20 protein-coding genes are annotated in these 22,248 nt (G+C 72.3%); 5 read left to right on the forward strand and 15 right to left on the reverse strand.

Features of this window, described 5'->3' with window-relative positions; all coding sequences use genetic code 11:
* Positions 1-91: 91 nt before the first annotated feature.
* Entirely contained in the window at positions 92-2,617 is a 2,526-nt protein-coding gene (locus CPH93_RS14690; RefSeq protein WP_093484482.1) for an ATP-dependent Clp protease ATP-binding subunit, read from the reverse strand.
* A 498-nt stretch (positions 2,618-3,115) separates the two neighbouring features.
* Here CPH93_RS14690 and CPH93_RS36770 point away from each other — a divergent pair, with 498 nt between their 5' ends.
* On the forward strand, positions 3,116-3,796 hold the full coding sequence (locus CPH93_RS36770) for an SCO3374 family protein (protein ID WP_093484481.1): 681 nt from the start codon (positions 3,116-3,118) through the stop codon (positions 3,794-3,796).
* On the opposite strand, the gene CPH93_RS14705 is transcribed toward CPH93_RS36770, so the two are convergent.
* The 10 genes from CPH93_RS14705 to CPH93_RS14750 all read right to left on the reverse strand — a co-directional run bounded on the left by CPH93_RS14705 (position 3,727) and on the right by CPH93_RS14750 (position 12,388).
* Complete coding sequence (locus tag CPH93_RS14705; protein ID WP_006604017.1) at positions 3,727-4,065, reverse strand: histone-like nucleoid-structuring protein Lsr2; 339 nt, start codon at positions 4,063-4,065, stop codon at positions 3,727-3,729. The genes CPH93_RS36770 and CPH93_RS14705 overlap by 70 nt on opposite strands.
* A gap of 156 nt (positions 4,066-4,221) precedes the next feature.
* Positions 4,222-4,740, reverse strand: a complete 519-nt coding sequence (locus CPH93_RS14710; RefSeq protein WP_093484480.1) for an amino-acid N-acetyltransferase — start codon at positions 4,738-4,740, stop codon at positions 4,222-4,224.
* Between the two features lie 9 nt (positions 4,741-4,749).
* The gene (locus tag CPH93_RS14715) at positions 4,750-5,220 is read right to left on the reverse strand and encodes a BlaI/MecI/CopY family transcriptional regulator (protein WP_231977431.1); all 471 of its coding nucleotides are present in this window, start codon (positions 5,218-5,220) and stop codon (positions 4,750-4,752) included.
* A 169-nt stretch (positions 5,221-5,389) separates the two neighbouring features.
* The gene (locus tag CPH93_RS14720) at positions 5,390-5,569 is read right to left on the reverse strand and encodes a hypothetical protein (RefSeq protein WP_006604020.1); all 180 of its coding nucleotides are present in this window, start codon (positions 5,567-5,569) and stop codon (positions 5,390-5,392) included.
* 48 nt (positions 5,570-5,617) lie between these two features.
* On the reverse strand, positions 5,618-6,235 hold the full coding sequence (locus tag CPH93_RS14725; RefSeq protein WP_093484478.1) for a hypothetical protein: 618 nt from the start codon (positions 6,233-6,235) through the stop codon (positions 5,618-5,620).
* 173 nt (positions 6,236-6,408) lie between these two features.
* Positions 6,409-7,206, reverse strand: coding sequence for a type III pantothenate kinase (locus CPH93_RS14730; RefSeq protein WP_093484477.1), 798 nt, complete (start codon positions 7,204-7,206; stop codon positions 6,409-6,411).
* Between the two features lie 5 nt (positions 7,207-7,211).
* Positions 7,212-8,285, reverse strand: a complete 1,074-nt coding sequence (nadC, locus tag CPH93_RS14735; protein ID WP_093648944.1) for a carboxylating nicotinate-nucleotide diphosphorylase — start codon at positions 8,283-8,285, stop codon at positions 7,212-7,214.
* A 70-nt stretch (positions 8,286-8,355) separates the two neighbouring features.
* The gene (locus CPH93_RS14740; protein WP_093648945.1) at positions 8,356-10,131 is read right to left on the reverse strand and encodes an L-aspartate oxidase; all 1,776 of its coding nucleotides are present in this window, start codon (positions 10,129-10,131) and stop codon (positions 8,356-8,358) included.
* Entirely contained in the window at positions 10,128-11,282 is a 1,155-nt protein-coding gene (gene panC / locus CPH93_RS14745; RefSeq protein ID WP_231977432.1) for a pantoate--beta-alanine ligase, read from the reverse strand. The genes CPH93_RS14740 and panC overlap by 4 nt, the downstream gene beginning before the upstream one ends.
* Positions 11,283-11,410: 128 nt before the next feature.
* Positions 11,411-12,388: a Rossmann-like and DUF2520 domain-containing protein gene (locus CPH93_RS14750; RefSeq protein WP_096213117.1), complete on the reverse strand. Its 978-nt coding sequence runs from the start codon at positions 12,386-12,388 to the stop codon at positions 11,411-11,413.
* Between the two features lie 238 nt (positions 12,389-12,626).
* On the opposite strand from CPH93_RS14750, the gene CPH93_RS14755 reads away from it, so the two are divergent.
* A complete protein-coding gene (locus tag CPH93_RS14755) occupies positions 12,627-13,931 on the forward strand; it encodes a threonine aldolase family protein (protein ID WP_443031467.1) in 1,305 nt (434 codons plus the stop codon).
* 366 nt (positions 13,932-14,297) lie between these two features.
* Here the strand turns inward: CPH93_RS14755 and CPH93_RS14760 are convergent, their stop codons facing one another.
* Positions 14,298-14,552 (reverse strand): hypothetical protein, encoded by a 255-nt coding sequence (locus tag CPH93_RS14760; protein WP_093649068.1) that lies wholly within the window; start codon positions 14,550-14,552, stop codon positions 14,298-14,300.
* A gap of 100 nt (positions 14,553-14,652) precedes the next feature.
* On the opposite strand from CPH93_RS14760, the gene CPH93_RS14765 reads away from it, so the two are divergent.
* On the forward strand, positions 14,653-15,762 hold the full coding sequence (locus CPH93_RS14765) for a DUF5937 family protein (protein ID WP_093484471.1): 1,110 nt from the start codon (positions 14,653-14,655) through the stop codon (positions 15,760-15,762).
* A gap of 201 nt (positions 15,763-15,963) precedes the next feature.
* Here CPH93_RS14765 and CPH93_RS14770 read toward each other — a convergent pair whose 3' ends face one another.
* Entirely contained in the window at positions 15,964-16,647 is a 684-nt protein-coding gene (locus tag CPH93_RS14770) for a response regulator (RefSeq protein ID WP_093484470.1), read from the reverse strand.
* Between the two features lie 112 nt (positions 16,648-16,759).
* On the reverse strand, positions 16,760-17,968 hold the full coding sequence (locus CPH93_RS14775) for a sensor histidine kinase (RefSeq protein ID WP_093484469.1): 1,209 nt from the start codon (positions 17,966-17,968) through the stop codon (positions 16,760-16,762).
* Positions 17,969-18,142: 174 nt separating this feature from the next.
* Between CPH93_RS14775 and CPH93_RS14780 the strand changes: the two genes are divergently transcribed.
* On the forward strand, positions 18,143-19,168 hold the full coding sequence (locus CPH93_RS14780) for an SAM-dependent methyltransferase (RefSeq protein ID WP_096215441.1): 1,026 nt from the start codon (positions 18,143-18,145) through the stop codon (positions 19,166-19,168).
* 56 nt (positions 19,169-19,224) lie between these two features.
* Positions 19,225-20,367, forward strand: a complete 1,143-nt coding sequence (locus CPH93_RS14785) for an NADH-quinone oxidoreductase subunit D (protein ID WP_096213118.1) — start codon at positions 19,225-19,227, stop codon at positions 20,365-20,367.
* Positions 20,368-20,568: 201 nt separating this feature from the next.
* Here the strand turns inward: CPH93_RS14785 and CPH93_RS14790 are convergent, their stop codons facing one another.
* Positions 20,569-21,594 carry a hypothetical protein gene (locus CPH93_RS14790; protein ID WP_096215442.1) on the reverse strand — a complete coding sequence of 342 codons (1,026 nt, stop codon included), beginning with the start codon at positions 21,592-21,594 and terminating at the stop codon, positions 20,569-20,571.
* Between the last annotated feature and the right edge of the window lie 654 nt (positions 21,595-22,248).

The raw sequence follows: 22,248 nt of genomic DNA on the forward strand, positions 1-22,248 counted from the left end.
GGCCGCACACAGCAACGGCACTGCCCCGGAACCGTGAGAAACGGTTCCGGGGCAGTGCCGTGTGCGAGAGGTACGCGCGGCGCGCGGTGCCTTACGCGTCCTTGCTCAGGTTGGGGCCCGAGCCGCCGGTCGCGGACTCGATCGGCGGGGCGTCGGGCAGCGCCGACTTCTCCTCGCCGCGGAAGGTGAACTTGGCGGTCTCACCCTCGCCCTCGACATCGACGACCACGATGTGGCCCGGACGCAGCTCGCTGAAGAGGATCTTCTCCGAGAGGGCGTCCTCGATCTCACGCTGGATCGTGCGGCGCAGCGGACGGGCGCCGAGCACCGGGTCGTACCCGCGCTTGGCCAGCAGCGACTTGGCCTCGCCGCTGAGCTCGATGCCCATGTCGCGGTCCTTGAGCCGCTCGTCCACCTTGGCGATCATGAGGTCGACGATCTGGATGATGTCTTCCTCGGTCAGCTGGTGGAAGACGACCGTGTCGTCCACACGGTTGAGGAACTCGGGGCGGAAGTGCTGCTTGAGCTCTTCGTTGACCTTGTTCTTCATCCGCTCGTAGCTGGACTTGGTGTCGCCCTGGGCCGCGAAGCCGAGGTTGAAGCCCTTGGAGATGTCCCGGGTGCCGAGGTTGGTCGTCATGATGATGACCGTGTTCTTGAAGTCCACGACCCGGCCCTGGGAGTCGGTCAGGCGACCGTCCTCCAGGATCTGCAGCAGCGAGTTGAAGATGTCCGGGTGGGCCTTCTCGACCTCGTCGAAGAGCACGACGGAGAACGGCTTGCGGCGCACCTTCTCGGTGAGCTGGCCGCCCTCTTCGTAGCCGACGTAGCCGGGGGGCGAGCCGAACAGCCGGGAGACCGTGTGCTTCTCGCTGAACTCCGACATGTCGAGGGAGATCAGCGCGTCCTCGTCGCCGAACAGGAACTCCGCCAGCGTCTTGGACAGCTCGGTCTTACCGACACCGGACGGGCCGGCGAAGATGAACGAGCCACCGGGACGCTTGGGGTCCTTCAGGCCGGCACGGGTACGGCGGATGGCCTGGGAGAGCGCCTTGATGGCGTCCTTCTGGCCGATGACGCGCTTGTGCAGCTCGTCTTCCATCCGCAGCAGCCGGGAGGACTCCTCCTCGGTGAGCTTGAAGACCGGGATGCCGGTGGCCGTCGCCAGGACCTCGGCGATCAGCTCCTCGTCCACCTCGGCGACGACGTCCATGTCGCCGGCCTTCCACTCCTTCTCCCGCTTCGCCTTGGCGGCCAGGAGCTGCTTCTCCTTGTCGCGCAGGCCCGCGGCCATCTCGAAGTCCTGCGAGTCGATCGCGGACTCCTTCTCCCGGCGCACATCGGCGATCTTCTCGTCGAATTCGCGCAGGTCCGGCGGCGCGGTCATCCGGCGGATGCGCATCCGGGAGCCGGCCTCGTCGATCAGGTCGATCGCCTTGTCCGGCAGGAAGCGGTCGGAGATGTAGCGGTCGGCCAGGGTAGCGGCAGCGACCAGGGCGGAGTCCGTAATGGAGACGCGGTGGTGCGCCTCGTAGCGGTCCCGCAGGCCCTTGAGGATCTCGATGGTGTGCGGCAGCGACGGCTCCGCGACCTGGATGGGCTGGAAGCGGCGCTCCAGGGCCGCGTCCTTCTCCAGGTGCTTGCGGTACTCGTCGAGCGTGGTGGCACCGATGGTCTGCAGCTCGCCTCGCGCCAGCATGGGCTTGAGGATGCTCGCGGCGTCGATCGCGCCCTCGGCGGCGCCCGCACCCACCAGGGTGTGGAGCTCGTCGATGAACAGGATGATGTCGCCGCGGGTGCGGATCTCCTTGAGGACCTTCTTCAGGCGCTCTTCGAAGTCACCCCTGTAGCGGGAGCCGGCGACCAGGGCACCGAGGTCGAGGGTGTAGAGGTGCTTGTCCTTGAGGGTCTCGGGCACCTCGCCCTTGACGATGGCCTGCGCCAGGCCCTCGACGACCGCCGTCTTGCCGACGCCGGGCTCGCCGATGAGGACCGGGTTGTTCTTGGTACGGCGGGACAGCACCTGCATGACCCGCTCGATTTCCTTCTCGCGCCCGATGACCGGGTCGAGCTTGGTCTCGCGAGCGGCCTGCGTCAGGTTGCGGCCGAACTGGTCCAGGACGAGGGACGTCGAGGGCGTGCCCTCGGCGGGGCCGCCGGCCGTGGCGGCTTCCTTGCCCTGGTAACCGGAGAGCAGCTGGATGACCTGCTGCCGCACCCGGTTGAGATCGGCGCCCAGCTTCACCAGGACCTGGGCGGCGACGCCCTCGCCCTCGCGGATCAGGCCGAGCAGGATGTGCTCCGTACCGATGTAGTTGTGGCCGAGCTGGAGGGCCTCGCGGAGCGACAGCTCCAGGACCTTCTTGGCACGGGGGGTGAAGGGAATGTGCCCGGACGGGGCCTGCTGGCCCTGCCCGATGATCTCCTCCACCTGCTGGCGGACCGCCTCGAGCGAAATCCCGAGGCTCTCCAGGGCCTTAGCGGCGACACCCTCACCCTCATGGATCAGGCCCAGGAGAATGTGCTCGGTGCCGATGTAGTTGTGGTTGAGCATCCGGGCTTCTTCCTGAGCCAGGACGACAACCCGCCGCGCGCGGTCGGTGAACCTCTCGAACATCGTTAATCGCTCCTCAGAGCGGTCAGGCAGTTAGGGGTCGGTCCCCTCCCTGTCCTTCCGCATGCTAGTCCCGCGGGGCGGGACAGCTCATTCCAACTGCCGACACCCGTCCGGATCACCCCCGCTCCGGCGGGGAAATTTACTGCCGAACAGCTGACATCTGCTCCAACTCGATGGTGCGAGACGATGTTCCCGCAGGCCAGGCATATACGCCCTCTGCCACTACGCCCGTGGCGAACGCGCCGGGTACCGACACGCCGTCCGCCGTCGGCCACCAGCCGGGGCGAAACGCCTCGGGCGCCGGTCACACGGTCTCTTCCCACTGAGACTGTCTTACCCGCTGCCACTGACACTCCATGCGGCATACGCCGCTTCCATCCGCTACGGGCGAACATCCGCACGCCCTCGCACGCGCCGCCACACCGCTCGCGCCGAAACGGAACGTATCCGAACGTCTACACAGCGTAACTTCCTGGGTTTTCGGGAGTTGCACCGGGCATGGCCCGCGTGCTTCCGCGCCCCCGCAGCCCCCTCCCCACCGTCCGCCGGTGGTACGAGGAGGAAATGGGCTGGCCGACCACCGGAACGGAACCGGTGGAACTGCTGACGGGGCTGCGCTTCGACGTCCTGGAGATGCCCGCCTGTGCGGGGTACGCCGTACTGCGCCGGCTGCGGTGCACCGGACCGGTTGCACTGCTTCGGACCGGACGCGACGGGAATCGGCCGGGTAATCGGCCGAAATTGCTCATCTTCATCGCAGCCGGCGGCGCCGAGGAACTCCCGGGAATCCTGGAATGGCTGGAGTGGGGTGCGCTCGCGCCGGATCTTACGGCGCGTGGGACCGGAGACCGGATGCCCGCACCGGCGTTCCCCACTGGTCCAGCACTGTCATACGGATTCGGCTCGCGGGAGGCCGCGGGGTGGGTGCGGCCTCCCCGACCCGAGTACGAGGCGGAGAATTCCCTGCCCACCACGGGGCCGGGAGCAGGAATCGGGGACGTCGGGGGCGCCCCCGACCTCGTACGTCTCGTGAGCGCGGCGGCCACCGAGTGCCACCGTGCCCGGTTGTTGCATGCTCGTAATGCCCAAACGGAACGCGCGAACGCCGATCAGCCGTTGGCCTTCTCGAATGCCTCGCGAATGTCGGCGGGGACACGGCCACGGTCATTGACGTTGTAGCCGTTCTCCTTCGCCCACGCGCGGATCTTCGCGGTGTCCTGGCTGCCGCCGGAAGCCGCCGCACGGGACTTGCCACGACCGGAAGAAGCGCGGCCACCGGTTCGGCGGCCCGCCTTCACGAAGTCGGCAAGCGACTCGCGAAGCTTCTGGGCGTTGCTGTCGGAGAGGTCGATCTCGTAGGACTTGCCGTCGAGAGCGAACGTCACCGTCTCGTCCGCCTCGCCACCGTTGAGGTCGTCGACAAGAAGAACCTGAACCTTCTGTGCCACCGGTTTCCCTTTCATCGAATGCGGATTACGACGGAAAGCAAACCGCTTTTCCGGGAAAAACACAAACCCTTGGGTAGGGTTCACTTGCCCACAGACCGGGGAACGCATGCTTCCGTAGCCATGAGATAGGGGAGCGATTCGGACATAGAACACTCATCACAGGTGCAGAAGCATCCGGCTGTTACCCAGGGTGTTGGGCTTCACTCGTTCGAGGCCCAGGAACTCCGCAACGCCCTCGTCATAGGAACGCAGCAGCTCACTGTAGACATCACCGTCTACCGGGGCATCGCCGATCTCCACGAAGCCGTGCTTGGTGAAGAAGTCGACTTCGAAGGTGAGACAGAAAATGCGCCGCACTCCCAGCCAGCTCGCGGTGCGCAGCAGCTTGTCCAGGACTTCGTGGCCGACTCCCGACCCCTTCAGCCGCGGATCCACGGCCAGCGTGCGGACCTCCGCCAGGTCTTCCCACATGACATGCAGCGCTCCACAGCCGACGACCTCGGCGTCTTCGTCGCGCTCGGCGACCCAGAACTCCTGGATGTCCTCGTAAAGCGTGACGGTGGCTTTGTCGAGCAGGATCCCGTCACGTGAGTAGGCGTCGATGAGGCGGCGTACGGCCGGAACATCGCTGGTCCTGGCGCGGCGCACGGTGAGGCCTTTTGAATGCGGAGGCATGCCGGGACGCTATCGCCCCTTGCCGGTGGCGTTCGCCCCGGGTTCATCCCCTTCGGCGGATCCGGCTTCCCCGGCCCCTTGCGCTGCCGCTTGCGCTTCGCCTTCTTCGGCCGGCGCGGCCTCTTGCGCCTGTTGTTCCGCGTCTTCCGCAGGTTCGTCGACTTCCACCATCCGTACGGCATCGCGCAAGGCCTGGCGCTGTTCCGGCGACATCATGCCGAAGAAGGCCACAAGAGCGGCCGCGGGGTTGTCACTGGCGGACCATGCCTCGTTCATCAGTGCGGCCGCGTAGGCGGCGCGAGTGGAGACCGCCTCATATCGATAGGCGCGGCCTTCTGCTTCGCGGCGCACCCAGCCCTTCTGATGGAGGTTGTCCAATACGGTCATGACGGTTGTGTAGGCGATCGACCGTTCCTTCTGGAGATCTTCCAGGACTTCTCGAACGGTGACCGGGCGGTTCCACTCCCAGACCCGCGTCATGACCGCGTCTTCCAGATCACCCAAGCGTCTCGGCACACAAGAAGAATAGTGGGAGATGTCGTGAATGCCCGTTGATCTCGTGGCGTTTGTGCCGGAAAAAGGACATACGACCCGGGATGGTCATTCCCGGGTCGTAGTGTGCGCGCGGACCGCCGAAAGGCGGCGGGGGTCAGGCGCCGTGCGCCTTGGGCTCCTGGGCGGCGGCCTCGGCGCGGGCCAGCACGGCGTCCACGGCGGCGTCCTCCTTGGACTTGTTCGCCCCGCCCTGGCTCTTGACCATGGTCACGATCAGCGCGGTGAAGGCCACGGCCATCACCACGGGCGGGAGCAGCGCTGCGACGTATTCCATGCCGTTCGGCCTCCTTTAAGGGTGTGACCCTTCGAGGGTACGCAGCGCTCAGGCGGTGCGGCTCTCGGGGGGCGGAGCGGGCTTGCGGCGGGGCGGGAACACCTCGCCCGGCGTCGGGATCGGCCGGCCCGGCCGGGGCTCTTTCGGCTGCGGCGCGGGGGCGGGTTCCGGCTTGCGCTCCGGCTCCGGCTCCCGGTCGGGCTCGCGCTCGCGCCCGCTGAGAGCGGCCGAGCGGCCGCCTGGGAGCGCGCGCAGACGGGCCCGTACGGAGTGCTCGGCCAGCTGCTCGCAGTGCCGCAGCAGGGCTTTGCGGCGCTCGCATTCGGCCATCGTGGCCGGCCGGGCGCACAGGGCGCGCAGGGCGGCGAGGTCGTCGGGGCCGGGGACATGGCCGGCGGCCAGCGCCTCGGTCAGCTGCGCGAGGTAGCCGACCGCCGAGCCGGGCAGGGCTGCGCGGTAGCGGGCGAGGTCGGCGAGGAGGAAGGCGCGCAGCCGGCCGCCTTCGCGGACCGCCTCGTCCACCGCCTCGGCCAGCCGGAGATATTCCTGGATGTCCTGTGACCACTCGGGCCCGAGGGCGTCGAGCGGGGCGGGGTGGGACGTCGTCTCAAGGGCATGGGCGAGGGCGCGACGGAGCACACGCAACTCATCGGCGCTGAACGCCATGCCGCCGCGGGTTCCGTTTGGCATTGGCATATGGCGACTTTACGACCGTTTTCGACAAAAGCCGCTTAATTCGTGAACGGTGGCGCGGCAGCGAGCCGCGCCACCGGGTGCCCGGCGTCCAGCAGGGCGGTACGCGCCGGCCGGCGCCCCACGGCGGACGGGCGCCGCTCCCGCTACGAGCGGGCGATGTTGCGCTCGTAGACCAGCCGCAGACCGATGAGGGTGAGCCACGGCTCGTGCGCGTCGATCACCGACGACTCACCGAGCACCATCGGGGCCAGCCCGCCGGTGGCGATCACGGTCACCTCGTCCGGGTCCTCGGCCAGCTCCCGGGCCATCCGCTGCACCACACCGTCGACCTGGCCCGCGAAGCCGTAGAGGATGCCGGACTGCATGGCCTCGACGGTGTTCTTGCCGATGACGCTGCGCGGCCGGGCCAGCTCGATCTTGCGGAGCTGGGCGCCCTTGACGCCCAGCGCCTCGACGGAGATCTCGATGCCCGGCGCGATCACGCCGCCGACGTACTCGCCGCGCGCGCTGACCGCGTCGAAGGTGGTGGCCGTGCCGAAGTCGACGACCACTGCGGGTCCGCCGTAGAGCTCGACGGCCGCCAGGGCGTTGATGATCCGGTCGGCGCCGACCTCCTTGGGGTTGTCCATGAGGATCGGCACGCCGGTCTTGACGCCCGGTTCCACCAGGACGGCCGGGACGTCGCCGTAGTAGCGGCGGGTGACCTCGCGCAGCTCGTGCAGGACGGAGGGCACCGTGGAGCAGATGGAGATGCCCTCGATGCCGTCGCCCAGGTCGTCGCCGAGCAGCGGATGCATCCCCATCAGGCCCTGGAGGAGGACGGCGAGCTCGTCGGCGGTGCGGCGGGCGTCGGTGGAGATCCGCCAGTGCTCGACGATCTCCTCGCCGTCGAAGAGGCCGAGGACGGAGTGGGTGTTGCCCACGTCGATGGTCAGCAGCATGGCGGTCAGCCGTCCTCGCGCGCGGCGGCGTCCGGGGACGCCGTCCGGCCCTCGTCCTCGCGCAGGTCGAGGCCGATGTCGAGGATCGGGGAGGAGTGCGTGAGCGCCCCCACCGCGAGGTAGTCGACGCCGGTCTCGGCGTAGGCGCGGGCGTTGTCGAGCGTCAGCCGGCCCGACGACTCCAGCATGGCGCGGCCGGCGACCAGCTCGACGGCCTCGCGGGTCTGCTCCGGCGTGAAATTGTCCAGCAGGATCAGATCGGCGCCCTCGGCGAGGATCGGCGGGATCTGGTCGAGCCGGTCGACCTCCACCTCGATCGGCACGCCGGGGAACTCGGTCCGTACGGCCAGGAAGGCCTCGGCCACGCCGCCGGCCGCGACCACGTGGTTGTCCTTGATCAGCGCCGCGTCCGAGAGCGACATCCGGTGGTTGACGCCGCCGCCGCAGCGCACCGCGAACTTCTCCAGGGCGCGCAGCCCCGGCGTCGTCTTGCGGGTGTCGCGGACCTTGGTCTTCGTGCCCTCCAGGACGTCCGCCCAGGCCCGGGTCGCGGTCGCGATGCCCGACAGGCGGCACAGGAGGTTCAGCGCGCTGCGCTCGGCGGTGAGCAGGTCGCGGGTGCGGGTGGTGACGCTCAGCAGCGGGGTGCCGGCCGCGACCCGGTCGCCGTCCTCGACGTGCCGCTCGACGGCGAACTCGTCGGTGCAGACCAAGGACAGCACGGCCTCGGCGATCCGCAGCCCGGCGACCGTGCCGGCCTCGCGGGCCGTGAAGTCGCCGGTGGCGACCGCGTCCTCCGGGACGGTCGCCACGGTCGTGACGTCCACGCCCTGGTCGAGGTCCTCCTCGACGGCGAGATGTGCGATGTCCTCGACCTGCACGGGGTCGAGCCCGGCGGCCACCAGGAGCGCGGCCAGGTCGGGGTCGAGGCCGCAGCTCAGCGGGTCGAGGTCGTACGAGCCGTCGTCGCCGCCGCTGCAGCCGCAGGCGTCGCCGCAGCCTCCCCCGGACGCTGTCCGGGGGGACCCGGTGGGCCCGCCGATCTGGAGGAGGGGGAGGTCGTCGCGGGTGCTGCTCACGGGCTGGGCTCCGTATTCGGGGAGGAGGGGTGGGGTGCCCCGGTGGTCTGTCGTTGCGGTCGATCGGTGGTCACGGGCTCGCGGGGGCCGGGAGGCCATCGTCGGCGGTCGGCGGGAAACCGGCGGTCGCCGTCGTGTGGAGGGCCGGTGCACGCTCCGCATCCAGGGTGATGCAGAAGTGCCGGCGCCAGGAGGCATCGTCCCGCTCCGGGTGGTCCTCGCGCCAATGGCAGCCGCGGGTCTCCGTACGGCGCTGTGCCGCGGCGACCAGTACCCGCGCGACGCAGAGGAGGTTGGTGGCCTCCCATGCTTCCACGCCGGGCTCGGGAGCCTTGTGCGTGGCCCGGGCGGCGCTCGCCTCCGCCGCCTCGCGCCGGATGCTCTCCAGCTCGGCGGCGGCCCGGGCGAGGCTGTCGGCGCTGCGCAGCACCCCGGCGCCGGCGGTCATGATCCGCTGCACGGCACCACGGGCCTCGGGGGCGAGCAGGGGGAGGGGCGTACGGGGCGCGGACGCCGGGGCGGGGCCCGCCGCGCGCGCCGCGGCAGGCCCCGGCGCGGGGCGTGCGGCGATGTCCGCGGCGATCCGCTCCGCGAAGACCAGGCCCTCCAGGAGGGAGTTGGAGGCGAGACGGTTGGCGCCGTGGACTCCGGTGCAGGCGACCTCGCCGCAGGCGTAGAGGCCGGGGACGGTGGTGCGCCCGCGCAGATCGGTGCGTACGCCGCCGGAGGCGTAGTGCGCGGCCGGGGCGACCGGTATCGGCTCGGTGACCGGGTCGATGTCATGGCTGCGGCAGGCGGCGAGGATGGTCGGGAAGCGGCTCTCCCACATCTGCGCGCCGAAGTGCCGGCCGTCCAGATACATGTGCTCGACGCCCTGTTCGTGCGCCCGGCTCATGATCGCCTTGGCGACGATGTCGCGCGGCGCCAGCTCGGCGAGTTCGTGCTGCCCGACCATGAAGCGGGTTCCGGCGGCGTCGACGAGATGGGCGCCCTCGCCCCGTACGGCCTCGGAGATCAGCGGCTGCTGGCCCTCCGCTTCCGGGCCCAGATACAGCACGGTGGGGTGGAACTGGACGAACTCCAGGTCGGAGACCTCCGCGCCGGCGCGCAGCGCCAGCGCCACCCCGTCGCCGGTGGAGACCGGCGGGTTGGTGGTCGCGGAGAAGACCTGCCCCATGCCCCCGGTGGCGAGCACCACCGCCGGGGCGTGCACGGCCCCGACGCCGTCGTGCTGGCCCTCCCCCATCACGTGCAGGGTGACCCCCGCCGTATGGCCGGCGGCGTCCGTGAGCAGATCGAGGACCAGGGCGTTCTCGATGGTGCGCAGCCCGGCGGCGCGGACCGCCTCGACGAGCGCGCGGGAGATCTCCGCCCCGGTGGCGTCGCCGCCGGCGTGCGCAATACGGCGGCGGTGGTGGCCGCCTTCCCGGGTGAGCGCTATCTCCTCGCTGCCCGGTGCGGTGTCGAAGCGGGCGCCGCTCCGGATGAGCCGCTGGACGGCGTCCGGGCCCTCGGTGACCAGGGTGCGGACGGCTTCCTCGTCGCACAGCCCGGCGCCCGCCACGAGGGTGTCGGCCAGATGCTGCTCGGGGGTGTCGCCCTCACCGAGCGCGGCCGCGATGCCGCCCTGCGCCCAGCGGGTGGAGCCGTCGTCCAGGCGGGCCTTGGTGACGACGACGGTCCGGCGGCCGGCCGCGGCGCAGCGCAGCGCGGCGGTCAGCCCGGCCACCCCGGAGCCCACGACGACGACGTCCGCCTCGATGGACCAGCCGGGGGCGGGGGCCGTCAGACGTATGCCGGTGCCTGGGACGGGGCCGGGGCCGGTGCCTGTTCCGGTGGCGGTCATCGGGTCGCTCCGAGGGGGCCTTGGGGGTGGGAGGGGGCCGGGGGTGCGGCGGGTGGGCCGGAGCCGGGGGTGTGCGGGGTGGCTCCGCCCGGGTGGGCGGCCGTTGCGCCCTGGGGCCCGAAGTGGAGACGGATGTTGTCGATAAGCCGGGTGGTGCCGACCTTGGCGGCGACCGCCAGGATGGCCTCGCCCTCGTAGGCGTCCGGGATCTCGGTGAAGTCGGACGGATCGACCAGCGCCAGATAGTCGAGCACCAGCGGCGGGTCGAGCAGGGCGGCGTCCTCCAGGACCGCGCGGGCCGCGGCGCGGGCGACGGACGGGCCGTGCGGGGGCACCGCGGCGGCGTAGGCGACGGCGTGTGCGTCGGCGGCCGCGCGGTCCTCGCCGAGGGCGGCCAGCGCCGCGGCGCGGTCCGGCGCGGGGTGGCCGGCGCAGGCGGCGCGGGCGCGCAGCGCCTCCTCGGCGGCGAGCCGGTCGCGGGCCGCGAACAGCGCCGCCGACAGCGCGAGCGCGGTGCGCCGCTCCGGGGCGGAGAGGTAGCGGTTACGGCTGGACAGGGCAAGGCCGTCTTCCTCGCGGACCGTGGGGACACCGACGATCTCGACGGGGAAATTGAGGTCGGCGGCCATCCGCGTGATGACGGCGAGCTGCTGGGCGTCCTTCTGCCCGTAGAACGCCAGGTCCGGCGCGGTCAGATGCAGCAGCTTGGCGACGACGGTCAGCACGCCGTCGAAGTGCCCGGGGCGGCTGGCACCCTCCAGGAGGCTGCCCATGGGGCCCGCGGCAATCCGGATCTGCGGTTCCCCGCCGGGGTAGACCTCGTCGACGGACGGGGCGAAGACGACGTCCGCACCGGCCGCGGCCGCCAGCTCGACATCCGCCTCCAGGGTGCGCGGATAGCGGTCCAGGTCCTCGCCGGCCCCGAACTGCAGCGGGTTGACGAAGACCGTGACGACGACCTGCCCCTGGGGCCCGACCCGGCGGCGGGCGGCGCGGACCAGGGTGGCGTGGCCCTCGTGCAGCGCGCCCATGGTCATCACGACCGCGCGCTCGCCACCGGGGCGGCGGGGCAGCTCGCGGAGGGCGGCGGCGGTGTGGAGGAGGTGGCCGGGGCCGGGCCGGGACGGCTCGGCGGGGAGGGTCGGGTCCATGGACTGGTGCGGTTCCTGGTGCGTGGGTGCGTCCTGGGCCGGGGCGGCGGCCGCGGCCGGGCGCGAAGGCGTCGCGGTCTCCGGAGCCGGGTTCTGCTCCGGACGGTCCGGGCTCGTCGGCGAGGGGGTCATCGGTCGCCTCCCTCGGGGCCGGAGGCGTCGGGGCCCGGGCCGAAGGAGCCGGGGGCGGCGCCGGGGCCGTCGTCGGAGCCGGCGAGCACATCGAGCAGGTCCTCGGCGAGTTCGGGCTTGAGCAGACCGTGGGACAGCGCGCGGTCCGCGGTCATCCGGGCCATCGCGAGATACCCGGCGACGCTCTGGGGCGCATGCCGGCGCAGCTCGGCGATATGGACGGCGACGGTGCCGGCGTCGCCCCGGGCGACCGGGCCGGTCAGCGCGGCGTCGCCGGAGCGGAGCGCATTGTCCAGGGCGGCACCGAGCAGCGGGCCGAGCATCCGGTCGGGGGCCTGCACGCCCGCGTCATGCAGCAGCTCCATGGCCTGGGCGACGAGCGTGACCAGGTGGTTCGCGCCGATGGCGAGCGCCGCGTGGTAGAGCGGACGGGCTGATTCCGCGATCCACTCGGGCTCCCCGCCCATCTCGATGACCAGCGCTTCCGCCGCCATCCGCAGCTCGTCGGGCGAGGTCACGCCGAACGAGCAGCCGGCCAGCCGCTGGACGTCCACGGAGGTGCCGGTGAAGGTCATCGCCGGATGCAGGGCGAGCGGCAGGGCCCCGGCACGGGTGGCCGGGTCCAGCACGGCGGTTCCGTACCGCCCGGAGGTGTGCACCAGCAGCTGGCCGGGCCGTACGGCGCCGGTCTCGGCGAGGCCGCTCACCAGGCCGGCCAAGGCGTCGTCGGGCACGGTCAGCAGGACGAGGTCGGCGCGGGCGAGCACCTCGGCGGGGGTGACCAGCGGGACGTCGGGCAGCAGCTCGGCGGCCCGGCGTACGGAGGCGTCGGAGACTCCCGACACGGCGACCGGGCGATGCCCTGCGAGCTGCAGCGAAGCGGCGAGGGCGGGCCCGACACGGCCCGCGCCGACGACTCCGACGGCCAGTCGGGCGGGTCGGTCCTGGGCCTCGGTGGGTGGGGTTGCATTCACGCGGCGACGGCCTTCCGTTCCAGTCCGCGGGGGGTACCGGACGATTCCTCGCCATGCTACGCGAGTGTTTCCGGCGGCTTTGAGAGCTGTGCACAAGGTGAGACGGGGGTCTCCCACCAGAGTTATCCACAGGGGTCGCGGGTCTGCGCGGGGCGGGGCAATCATCGGTGCAACGGCGCGCGAAAGGAACGAAGCGAGAGCGCGGAGAAAAAGGCAGGCAGGGGGGCGTGTGAGGCAGATGAGAGACGCAGGCGGAGGCGGTGCGGGGAGCGCGGGCGACGGCTCGCGGGGCGCTGAGCGGGACGGTTCGGGCGGGGCGGCGCGGGACGGTTCGGCCGGCGCCCCGGGCGGCGCTCCGGTTGGGGTGGGTGACCCCGCGGCCGAGCGGGAGCGGATGTTCGCAGCGATCCGTGCCTCGCAGCGCGTGCTGGTCGGCAGCACGGGCGGAGGCGAGACCGTCCGCGAGCGGATGGACCGCCTGAGAGCCGATGCTCCGGCCGCCTACGACCTGGACGGCTGGACCGACGTCTACGGCAACGACGACGGCATCGTCGGCGAGCTGGAGCGCCGCACCGCCGAAGCCCTGGGCACCGAGGCCGCCGCCTTCTTCCCCACCGGCACGATGGCCCAGCAGGTCGCGCTGCGCTGCTGGGCGGGGCGTACGGGCAACGCCACGGTCGCCGGGCATCCGTTGTCGCATCTGGAGGTCCATGAGCGCGATGCCTATGCGGCGGTCAGCGGCCTGCGCATGGTGCATCCGACGAGCGCCGCACGGCAGGCGACCGCCGCGGAGATATACGACCTCCCCGAGCCGTTCGGCACGCTCGCCCTCGAACTCCCGCTGCGGGATGCCGGATTCGTCCTGCCGTCGTGGGACGAGCTGACCGCGGTCGTGGCGGCGGCGCGGGACCGTGAGGCGGTGGTGCACCTCGACGGCGCCCGGCTGTGGGAGTGCGGACCGCACTTCGGCCGCTCGCTCGCGGAGATCGCGGCTCTGGCGGACAGCGTCTACGTCTCCTACTACAAGTCGCTGGACGGCATATCGGGCGCCGCGCTCGCGGGCGCCGAGGACTTCATCGCCGAGGCGCGGACCTGGCGGCACCGGTACGGCGGCCAGCTGTTCCAGCAGTGGCCGGCTGCCCTGGCCGCCCTGATCGGCCTGGACCGTGAGCTGCCACGGCTGCCGGAGTATGTGGCGCACGCGCAGACCGTGGCCCGCGCGCTCGGCGAGGGCCTGGCCGATGCCGGTGTGCCGTGGTTCCGGGTGCATCCGGAGCCGCCGCACACCCATCAGTTCCAGGTGTGGCTCCCGCACCCGCCCGAGCTGCTGAACGAGGCCGCCGTACGCCAGGCGGAGGAAACCGGGACCGCGCTGTTCGGCAGGTGGTCCGAGCCGGCTCCGGCCTGCCCGCCCGGGGTGGCGATGACGGAGGTCACGGTCTCCGCGTCCGCCCTGCGCTGGACGGCGGGGGAAGTGCGGGCGGCGGTCGGGGAGTTCGTGTCGTTGGTTGACCGCATCGGGGAGGAGCGCATCGGGGGTTAGGCGGGCGGGGTGGGCTGGGGGTGAGGTCGGCAGATCATGCGGGGGCCGGGGCCCCGGGGGAAGCCGCGCGCGGGGCGAGGAGTGCAGGCCGCGCCGGGGCCAGGCGGGCTGAGCTGAGCTGGGCTGAGCTGAGCTGAGCTGGGCGGGGACACGGTGAGGCCGGCGGGACGGGGTGAGGTGGCTGGGCGGGGTTAGGTGGCTGGGCGGGGAGGGCGGCGGGAGTGGGAGGCGGGGGGCGGGCCCGGGGGGGAGGGCCCCGGGGGGGAGGGCCCCGGGGGGGGAGGGCCCCGGGGGGGGGAGGGCAGGGGGACGGGGGAACGGGATAAGCCCGAAGGCTGAGGTCAGCGCGCCGGACCAGTCAGCGCCCTAGACCTGGAGCAACCGCACGAGGCGCCGCGCCACACCCACCACCGCACGTCCCCTCCGCCCCGCCCGCCCCGCGGATCGCCTCACCCAGCCGGCCAACCAGCCGCCGGGTTCGGTGACAACGGCCTGGAAGCGGAACCACTCCCGGATCTCCCGTGCGGTACGGACGGTGTGCGTGCCCGGGGCGGGCGGGGCGGCCTCGGCTCGTCGGGCGGCGCGATAGGTGTCGAGGAGGTGCTGCTGGGCGGCGTTCATGTCCCTCACTGTGCGGCGGTCCCCCGGCCCGCTGCGCGTCGATTGACCAGAGCCGTCAATCGACGTCCGTGCAGGTGGCAGGCTCGCGCATGATGTGCGCATGGCCAACGTCATCGACATCACCGGGCTGCCGCCGGAGCACATCGTCTTCTCCCCGTCCCCGTTGGCGGAGCTGGGCGCCGCGCTGCATGCGCTGTCCGAGCCGGGGCACCACCCCGGGCTGCACGTCTGGGTCACCGCCACCCACGCGGCGCTGCACACCGACCTCGCCGACCGGCTGTGCGAGGCGGACTTCCTGTGGCGCTCCTCCCGTTCCGACATCCTGCTGCCGGCCCACCCCAGGGCGACGCTGGCCGAGGAGTTGGACGAGATGGACACCATCGACGACGAGCGGTTCGTGGCCGCGGCGTTCGAGATCACCTGCTCGGCGTCCTACACCCGCCCCACGCCCTCACCCCTGGTCGACCGGGACGAGCGGGCGCGCGTACGAGAGATGGCCGCCGCGCGCGGCCCGCGGCAGGCGGCCTTCACCGACCGGATGCTCACCGACCCCGACGGCCTGCGGCAGTGGCTGCGCCGGCTGTTCGAGGACTGCGAAGAGGCGTTCTTCGGGGACATCTGGCGGCGGGTGGGCATCCAGCTGGCGGCCGACGCCCGGCACAAGACCGAACTGCTGCGCCGCAAGGGCCTGTCCGAGACGCTGTCCGAGACCTCGCAGGCCCTCTCCCTGGAGGACGCACAGGACGGCAGCGGCGGCACCCGCATCCTGGTCGACAAGCTCGCCCAGGGACGTACGACGGCGTTCGCGAACCCCGCGGATCCGGGCGTCACCTTCCTGCCGACGTCGTTCGGCTGGCCGCATCTGCTGTTCGGCCATGCCCCGGGATGGCGCCCGGTGCTCCAGTACCCGGTCGCCGGCCCGGAGTTGCCGACGCCGGCCGCGCTGGAACTCGTACAGCAGCGGCTGGAGGCCCTGGCCCATCCGAGGCGGATGCAGCTGTGCCGCTCGCTGTCGCGGGGGCCGCACACGACGGGGGAGCTGGCGAACGCGTTCGGGATCACCGCGCCCGAGGTGTCGCGGCACATCGCCACGCTGAAGAAGGCCGGGCTGATCCAGACGCGGCGCCGTGGGCGCTATGTGCTGCACCAGCTGGACCTCCAGACGGTGGCCCGCCTGGGCAGCGACTTCCTTGAGGGCGTGCTCCGTTGACGGCATGCTCCGTTGCGGGCCTGCTCCGCAGAGGACGTACTTCGTTGGACACAAGCCGCGTTGAGAACATCCTCCCCTGAGGACATGCCGCGTTGCCGGTACGGCGTGAGGCGCTCCGTCCCCGGGGCCGGCCCGGCGCTCCGGCCAGTTCCACCCCGGCACTCCCCCACGAGCCCGCTCACCAGGGCCGCCCCGCTCCCCCTACGCCCCCGCTCCCCCCGCCCGCACCAACCCCGTCTCATAAGCGAGAACCACCGCCTGGACCCGGTCCCGGAGGTTCAGCTTGGTGAGGATGCGGCCCACATGCGTTTTGACCGTGGCCTCGGAGAGGACCAGCCGCGCCGCGATCTCACCGTTCGACAGACCCTGGGCGACCAGCAGCAGCACCTCCCGCTCCCGGTCCGTGAGCCGGCCCAGCTCGGGCCGGGCCGGCTCGGCGGAGGTGGCGGGCAGCAACGGCGTGAAGCGGTCCAGGAGCCGGCGGGTGGTGGACGGTGCCACGACCGCGTCACCGCTCTGCACCGCGCGGATCGCCGCGAGCAGGTCACCGGGCGGCACGTCCTTGAGCATGAAGCCGCTGGCCCCGGCCTTCAGCGCGGAGAAGGCGTACTCGTCGAGGTCGAAGGTGGTCAGGATGAGCACCTTCGGGCCGCCTTCCGGCTGGCCGCCCGCGCAGATCCGTCGGGTGGTCTCCACCCCGTCCAGATGCGGCATCCGGACGTCCATGAGGATCACATCGACCTGGGTGGCGCGCAGCACCTCCAGCGCCTCCACTCCGTTCCCCGCCTCCGCGACGACTTCCATGTCGGGCTGCGCGGCCAGCACCATCCGGAATCCGGTGCGCAGCAGCACCTGGTCGTCGACGAGCATCACGCGGATGGTCATGGCAGGGGGTCCCTTCGAGCATGGGTGGAACGGAGCGTACGGGGTGGTGCGGTGGGGTCGTCGGCGGGCATCGGGGCAGGGGCGCACCGGGGCGGCGGGTGCGCGGCGGCGCTCATCGCGCCGGTTTGAGCGGGAGTACGGCGCTGACCCGGAAGCCGCCGCCCGGCCGCGGCCCCGCGGTCAGGCTGCCGCCGACCATGCCGACCCGCTCCCGCATGCCGATCAGGCCGTGGCCGAGGCCGTCCGCCCCGCCCTCCTCGTAGAGCTCTTGCTGCGCGCCGCGCCCGTCGTCCTCGACGAGCAGTTCGAGGTCCTCGTCCCGGTAGGAGACGCGGACGGTCGCGCCGACGTCGGGGCCGCCGTGTTTGCGGGTGTTGGTGAGGGCTTCCTGGACGATGCGGTACACGGTCAGTGCCACGCTGCTGGGCAGCTCCCGCGGCTCGCCCTCGACCGTGAAGTCGACCGGCAGCCCCGCGCCGCGCACCTGGTCCATGAGGTCCTCGAGCTGTTCGACGCCGGGCTGGGGCACGTATTCACCGCCCTCGGCCTGTTCGCCGGTGCGCAGCACGCCCAGCAGCCGGCGCATCTCGGCCAGCGCCTGGCGCCCGGTGCCGGAGATCGTCTCCAGGGCCTGCCGGGTCTGTTCGGGGGCGGCGTCGAGGACGTACGCGGCGCCGTCGGCCTGGACGACCATCACCGAGACGTTGTGGGCGACGACATCGTGCAGTTCGCGGGCGATACGGGCGCGCTCGGCCGCGACCGCGATCCGGGACTGCGCCTCGCGCTCCTTCTCCAGCCGTGCGGCCCGCTCCTCCAGCTGCGCCCAGTAGGCGCGGCGGGTGCGCATGGAGTCGCCGAGCACCCAGGCCAGGACGAACGGCACGGTGATCAGGGTGGTGAACACGAGGTTCGCCGTCACCGGCCGGGTCTCGTCGTCGTACGCATAGCGCCAGTACGTCAGGGCGGGGCCGAGGAGGGCGCCGGCGAGGGCGCAGCGGGAGGCCCAGCGGGGGACGGCGGGTGCGGACGCCACGGTGTAGGCGATCACGAGCATCGCGAAGTCGCTGGGGTTGGGCTGGACGCCGGTGATCAGTTGGCCCACGCCGATGGCGGCCGTCAGCAGCAGCATCTGCACGGGGGCCTTGCGGCGCAGCGCCACCACCAGGCTGAGGCCGACGACGAAGACCGCGGCGGCGGCCATGTGCACGGCGCCGGCACGATCGAAGACGACCATCAGGCTGCCGAACCCGAGGAGCCCGAGCGCCCAGAAGGAGTCCACTCCCGTCGGGTGCCTGCGGAGGAAGTCGTAGAGGCGCTGCACGTAACCCAGCGTAGGCAGTCCATATAGGTGTACGAGTCAACCGGAGGGGCGATCCTGTTGCGCCGGGCCTACTCCCCAAGGTGGAGATGTTGTGCCCGACCTCGCGTGGGCAACGGCCCGACCTGCACCGCTGTCCGTATGGGCGGGCCGGTTTCCGCCCGTACCGTGGGGCAGATGACGAACGAGTGGTGCGGGTGGCGCGAGGCCACGGAGCGGGCGCTGTACGGACCGGACGAGGGCTTCTACACCCGGCCCGGCGGCCCCGGCCCGGCCGGGCACTTCCGCACCTCCGTGCATGCCTCCCCGCTCTACGCGGGCGCCGTCGCCACCCTGCTGTGCCGGGTCGATGCCGCGCTCGGGCATCCCGGGGAGCTGGCGCTGGTCGATGTGGGCGCGGGCCGCGGTGAGCTGCTGACGGGCGTGCTGGCCGCGCTGCCCGGCGAGGTGGCCGCACGGCTCCATCCGTACGCGGTCGAGCGTGCCGCGCGCCCCGAGGGCCTCGATGCGCGGATCGACTGGCGGCGCGAGCTGCCCGCGCCGGGCTCGGTCACCGGGCTGCTGTTCGCGAACGAATGGCTCGACAACGTGCCGGTCGAGGTGGTCGAGACGGATGCGGACGGGGTGCCGCGCCGGGTGTTGGTGCGCGCCGACGGTACGGAGCGGCTGGGCGAGCCGGTGGACGGCGCGGACGCGGAGTGGCTGCGCCGGTGGTGGGCGCCGCCGGCCCGGGACGCCGCCGGCGGCACCGCCCCCTCCCCCGGGCTGCGCGCCGAGATCGGCCGCCCCCGGGACGAGGCCTGGGCGCAGGCCGTGGGCACGCTGCGGGCCGGGCTCGCGGTCACCGCCGACTACGCGCACGAGCGGGGCGACCGTCCGCCCTTCGGCACCCTCACCGGCTTCCGTGACGGCCGCGAAGTGCCTCCGGTGCCGGACGGCAGCTGCGACATCACCGCGCATGTGGCGCTGGACGCCTGTGCCGGGCCGTCGGCGGAGCGGCTGACCCAGCGCGAGGCGTTGCATGCCCTGGGGGTGGACGGCCGCCGCCCGCCGCTCGCCCTGGCCGCCACCGACCCGTCCGGGTACGTACGGGCCCTCAGCGCGGCGGGAGCGGCGGCGGAGCTGACCGATCCGGCCGGCCTCGGCGGCTTCGGCTGGCTCCTGGAGCCGGTGGGCACCGCGTGCGCGGGGCTTCTCAGGTAGTGGGATGCCCTAGGGCTCCGCGGTCCGCCGGCCGGGCGTCCTGCGAGACTGTTCCCATGACGGAGACGACGGTCGGCATCGGCGGCGCGGCGGAGAGCACCGACATGGTGCTGAACATCGGCCCGCAGCATCCCTCGACGCACGGCGTGCTGCGGCTGCGCCTCGTCCTGGACGGCGAGCGCATCCAGCACGCCGAGCCGGTGATCGGCTATATGCACCGCGGCGCCGAGAAGCTCTTCGAGGCGCGCGACTACCGCCAGATCATCATGCTCGCCAACCGCCACGACTGGCTGTCGGCGTTCTCCAACGAGCTGGGCGTGGTGCTGGCGGTCGAGCGGATGCTGGGCATGGAGGTGCCCGAGCGCGCCGTCTGGCTGCGGACGCTGCTCGCCGAGCTGAACCGCGTGCTGAACCATCTGATGTTCCTCGGCTCGTACCCCCTGGAGCTCGGCGGCATCACGCCCGTCTTCCACGCCTTCCGCGAGCGGGAGGAGCTCCAGGCCGTCATGGAGGAGATCTCCGGCGGCCGGATGCACTACATGTTCAACCGCGTCGGCGGCCTCAAGGAGGACCTGCCGGCGGGCTGGCTCGGCCGGGCCCGGCACGCCGTTGCCGACGTGCGCTCCCGGATGGACGTCTTCGACAACCTGGTCCTGGGCAATGAGATCTTCCGCGGCCGCACCCGCGGGATCGGCGTGCTCACCCCTGAGACGGTGCACGGCTACGGCGTCTCCGGGCCGATCGCCCGCGCCTCCGGTGTGGACTTCGATCTGCGGCGCGACGAGCCGTATCTGGCGTACGGGGAGCTGCAGTCCACCCTGAAGGTCGTCACCCGCGACGAGGGCGACTGTCTGGCCCGCTTCGAGTGCCTGCTGGAGCAGAGCCACAATGCGCTCGACCTCGCGGACGCCTGCCTGGACCGGATCGCGGAGCTGCCGCCGGGGCCGGTCAATCAGCGCCTCCCGAAGGTGCTGAAGGCCCCCGAGGGCGCGACCTACGCCTGGACCGAGAACCCCCTGGGCATCAACGGCTACTACCTCGTCTCCAAGGGCGACAAGACGCCCTACCGCCTCAAGCTGCGCTCGGCGTCGTTCAACAACATCCAGGCGCTGGTGGAGCTGCTGCCGGGGACCCTGGTCGCCGATATGGTCGCCATCCTCGGCTCGTTGTTCTTCGTCGTCGGGGACATCGACAAGTAGGCGATACGGCGGGGGGCTTGGTGTCCCAGCTTGGTGCCCCTCCTTCCGCCTCCACGGGCGACATCCTTGCCCTACGCGGGCCGTCCACACCCTGTGGACAGCCGCGGGCGCCCCGAGGAGAACGTGCGCCGGGCCTGGTGGCGTAACGCCGCGCGGCCCCGGAGCCGTCCGGCTCCGGGGCCGCGCGGCGGCAGCAGGCGGTCAGGAGATGGCGCTGCGCAGGCCGCCGAGGTCGAGCTGCTCGGTCTCGTCGTGGGCGGTCAGATCGATGACCTCGCCGGTGCCGGTGGTCGTGTCCCCGTCGGCCCGCTCGCCGTCGGCCGTGGCGCCTCTGGCGGACGGCTGCTCACGGGCCGAGTGCTCGGCGACGGCCTCGTCCCCGACGACGTCCGCCAGATCCTCCTCCAGCGGCGCGGCCAGCTCCCGGGGGCCGGCGTCGGTCGCATTGCCGAAGAAGTCGAAGCCGCCCTGGGCGCGGGACGCGGCCGGGCGGGACGGTGCGATGGCAGTGGCGGCGGCCGGAACCGGACGGAGCGCGGGTCCGGCGGCGTCGGCCGTGCGGTCGGACGCCGCCCCGCCCGTACGCGGTGCGGCGGCCGCCGGGGCCTTCCCCCGGCCGTTCTCACCGTCCTGGGCCTCCCGGCCGGACGGCTCCGGCCGGGACGCCGCTTCGCTCCGGGCGCCGTCCCGCGGGATGCGCGCGGCCTTCTGGGCGGTGCGCTGGCGGGCGGCGTTCCGGGCGAGCCGGCGGAGCGCCTGATCGGCCTGCGCATAGGTCGCCGGGCGGTCCGGGTCCGCGGCGGGCTCGCGCCGTGCCGGGACCGAGGTCCCCACCGGCCGGAAGGAGTCGAAGGCGCGGGGACGGTCGGCGGCGGCCGACAGGGCGCGGGAGGGGGCAGCGGCTTCGATGGCGAGCAGCCGGCGGCCCTCCAGCGCGCTGGCCCGCTCGGTCTCGGCGGTGGCGTAACGGCGCAGCAGGTCGGCGTGTTCGCTGCGCAGCCGGGCCAATTCGGCGCGCTTGGCGCGGAGTTTGGTGTCCTGGGCGGCGCGGAGCTCGCGGGATTCCTCGACGTCCGTTTCGAGTTCGGCGATCCGCTCCTCGGTGCGCCACTCGTCGCGCACCCGGGCGCGGGTGAGTTCGGCGACCTGTCGGCCGGCTTGGCGGTCCCAGGTCCGCAGCAGCACCGCGCCGGTGAGTGCGGCGGCCGCCGCGCCCGCGGCGAGCACCCGTTGCACCAGGTCGTCGCCGACGAACCACGCGCCCGCGGCGCAGGCGATCGACGCACCGGCGACCGTCGCGGGAGGAAGCAGCCGGTGGAGGGGTGGTGATTGGCGGTGGCGTCCTCGTGGCATGGCCAGAAACTTACCGTGCGTGCGGGATCTATGGGGCCGCGCTCACCAATCCGTTTCCCGCTGGTTACTTCTTGACCGGCCCTGTGGACGCTGCATATGCCCGCACACCCCCACCGGCTCGCGAAACAGCCGGTCTCGCACTCCGCATCCGATGCGCCCGTGCGCTGCGTCGATTTAGTTGATTTACCAGGCAGGAGGGGAACTTCGGCGGTACCCGGCAGCGAATTCCGCGGTGGCCGCAGGCGTTCCGGTCCGCCGCCCCGCCCGCCGTCAGCACCCCGGGGCCCCGCGCGGCCCGGCGGGCTCCGTCACCACATGACCGTCGGGCAGATGCCACCGGAGGCGAGCGCTCCACCGCCCTGCCGCACCGAATCAACGGAAGGAATTCGGCCCGCAGGGAGGCGAATTCCGCAACACCCTCGATCCCGTTCCGCAACACCCTCGATCCCGTTCCGCAACGCCCTCGATCCGGTTCCGCAACGCCCTCGATCCGGCTCTTCTTCAGACCTTCAGGGCCGTTTCCCGCAG

This window comes from Streptomyces sp. 2323.1, from assembly GCF_900221035.1.
GTDB lineage: Bacteria > Actinomycetota > Actinomycetes > Streptomycetales > Streptomycetaceae > Streptomyces > Streptomyces sioyaensis.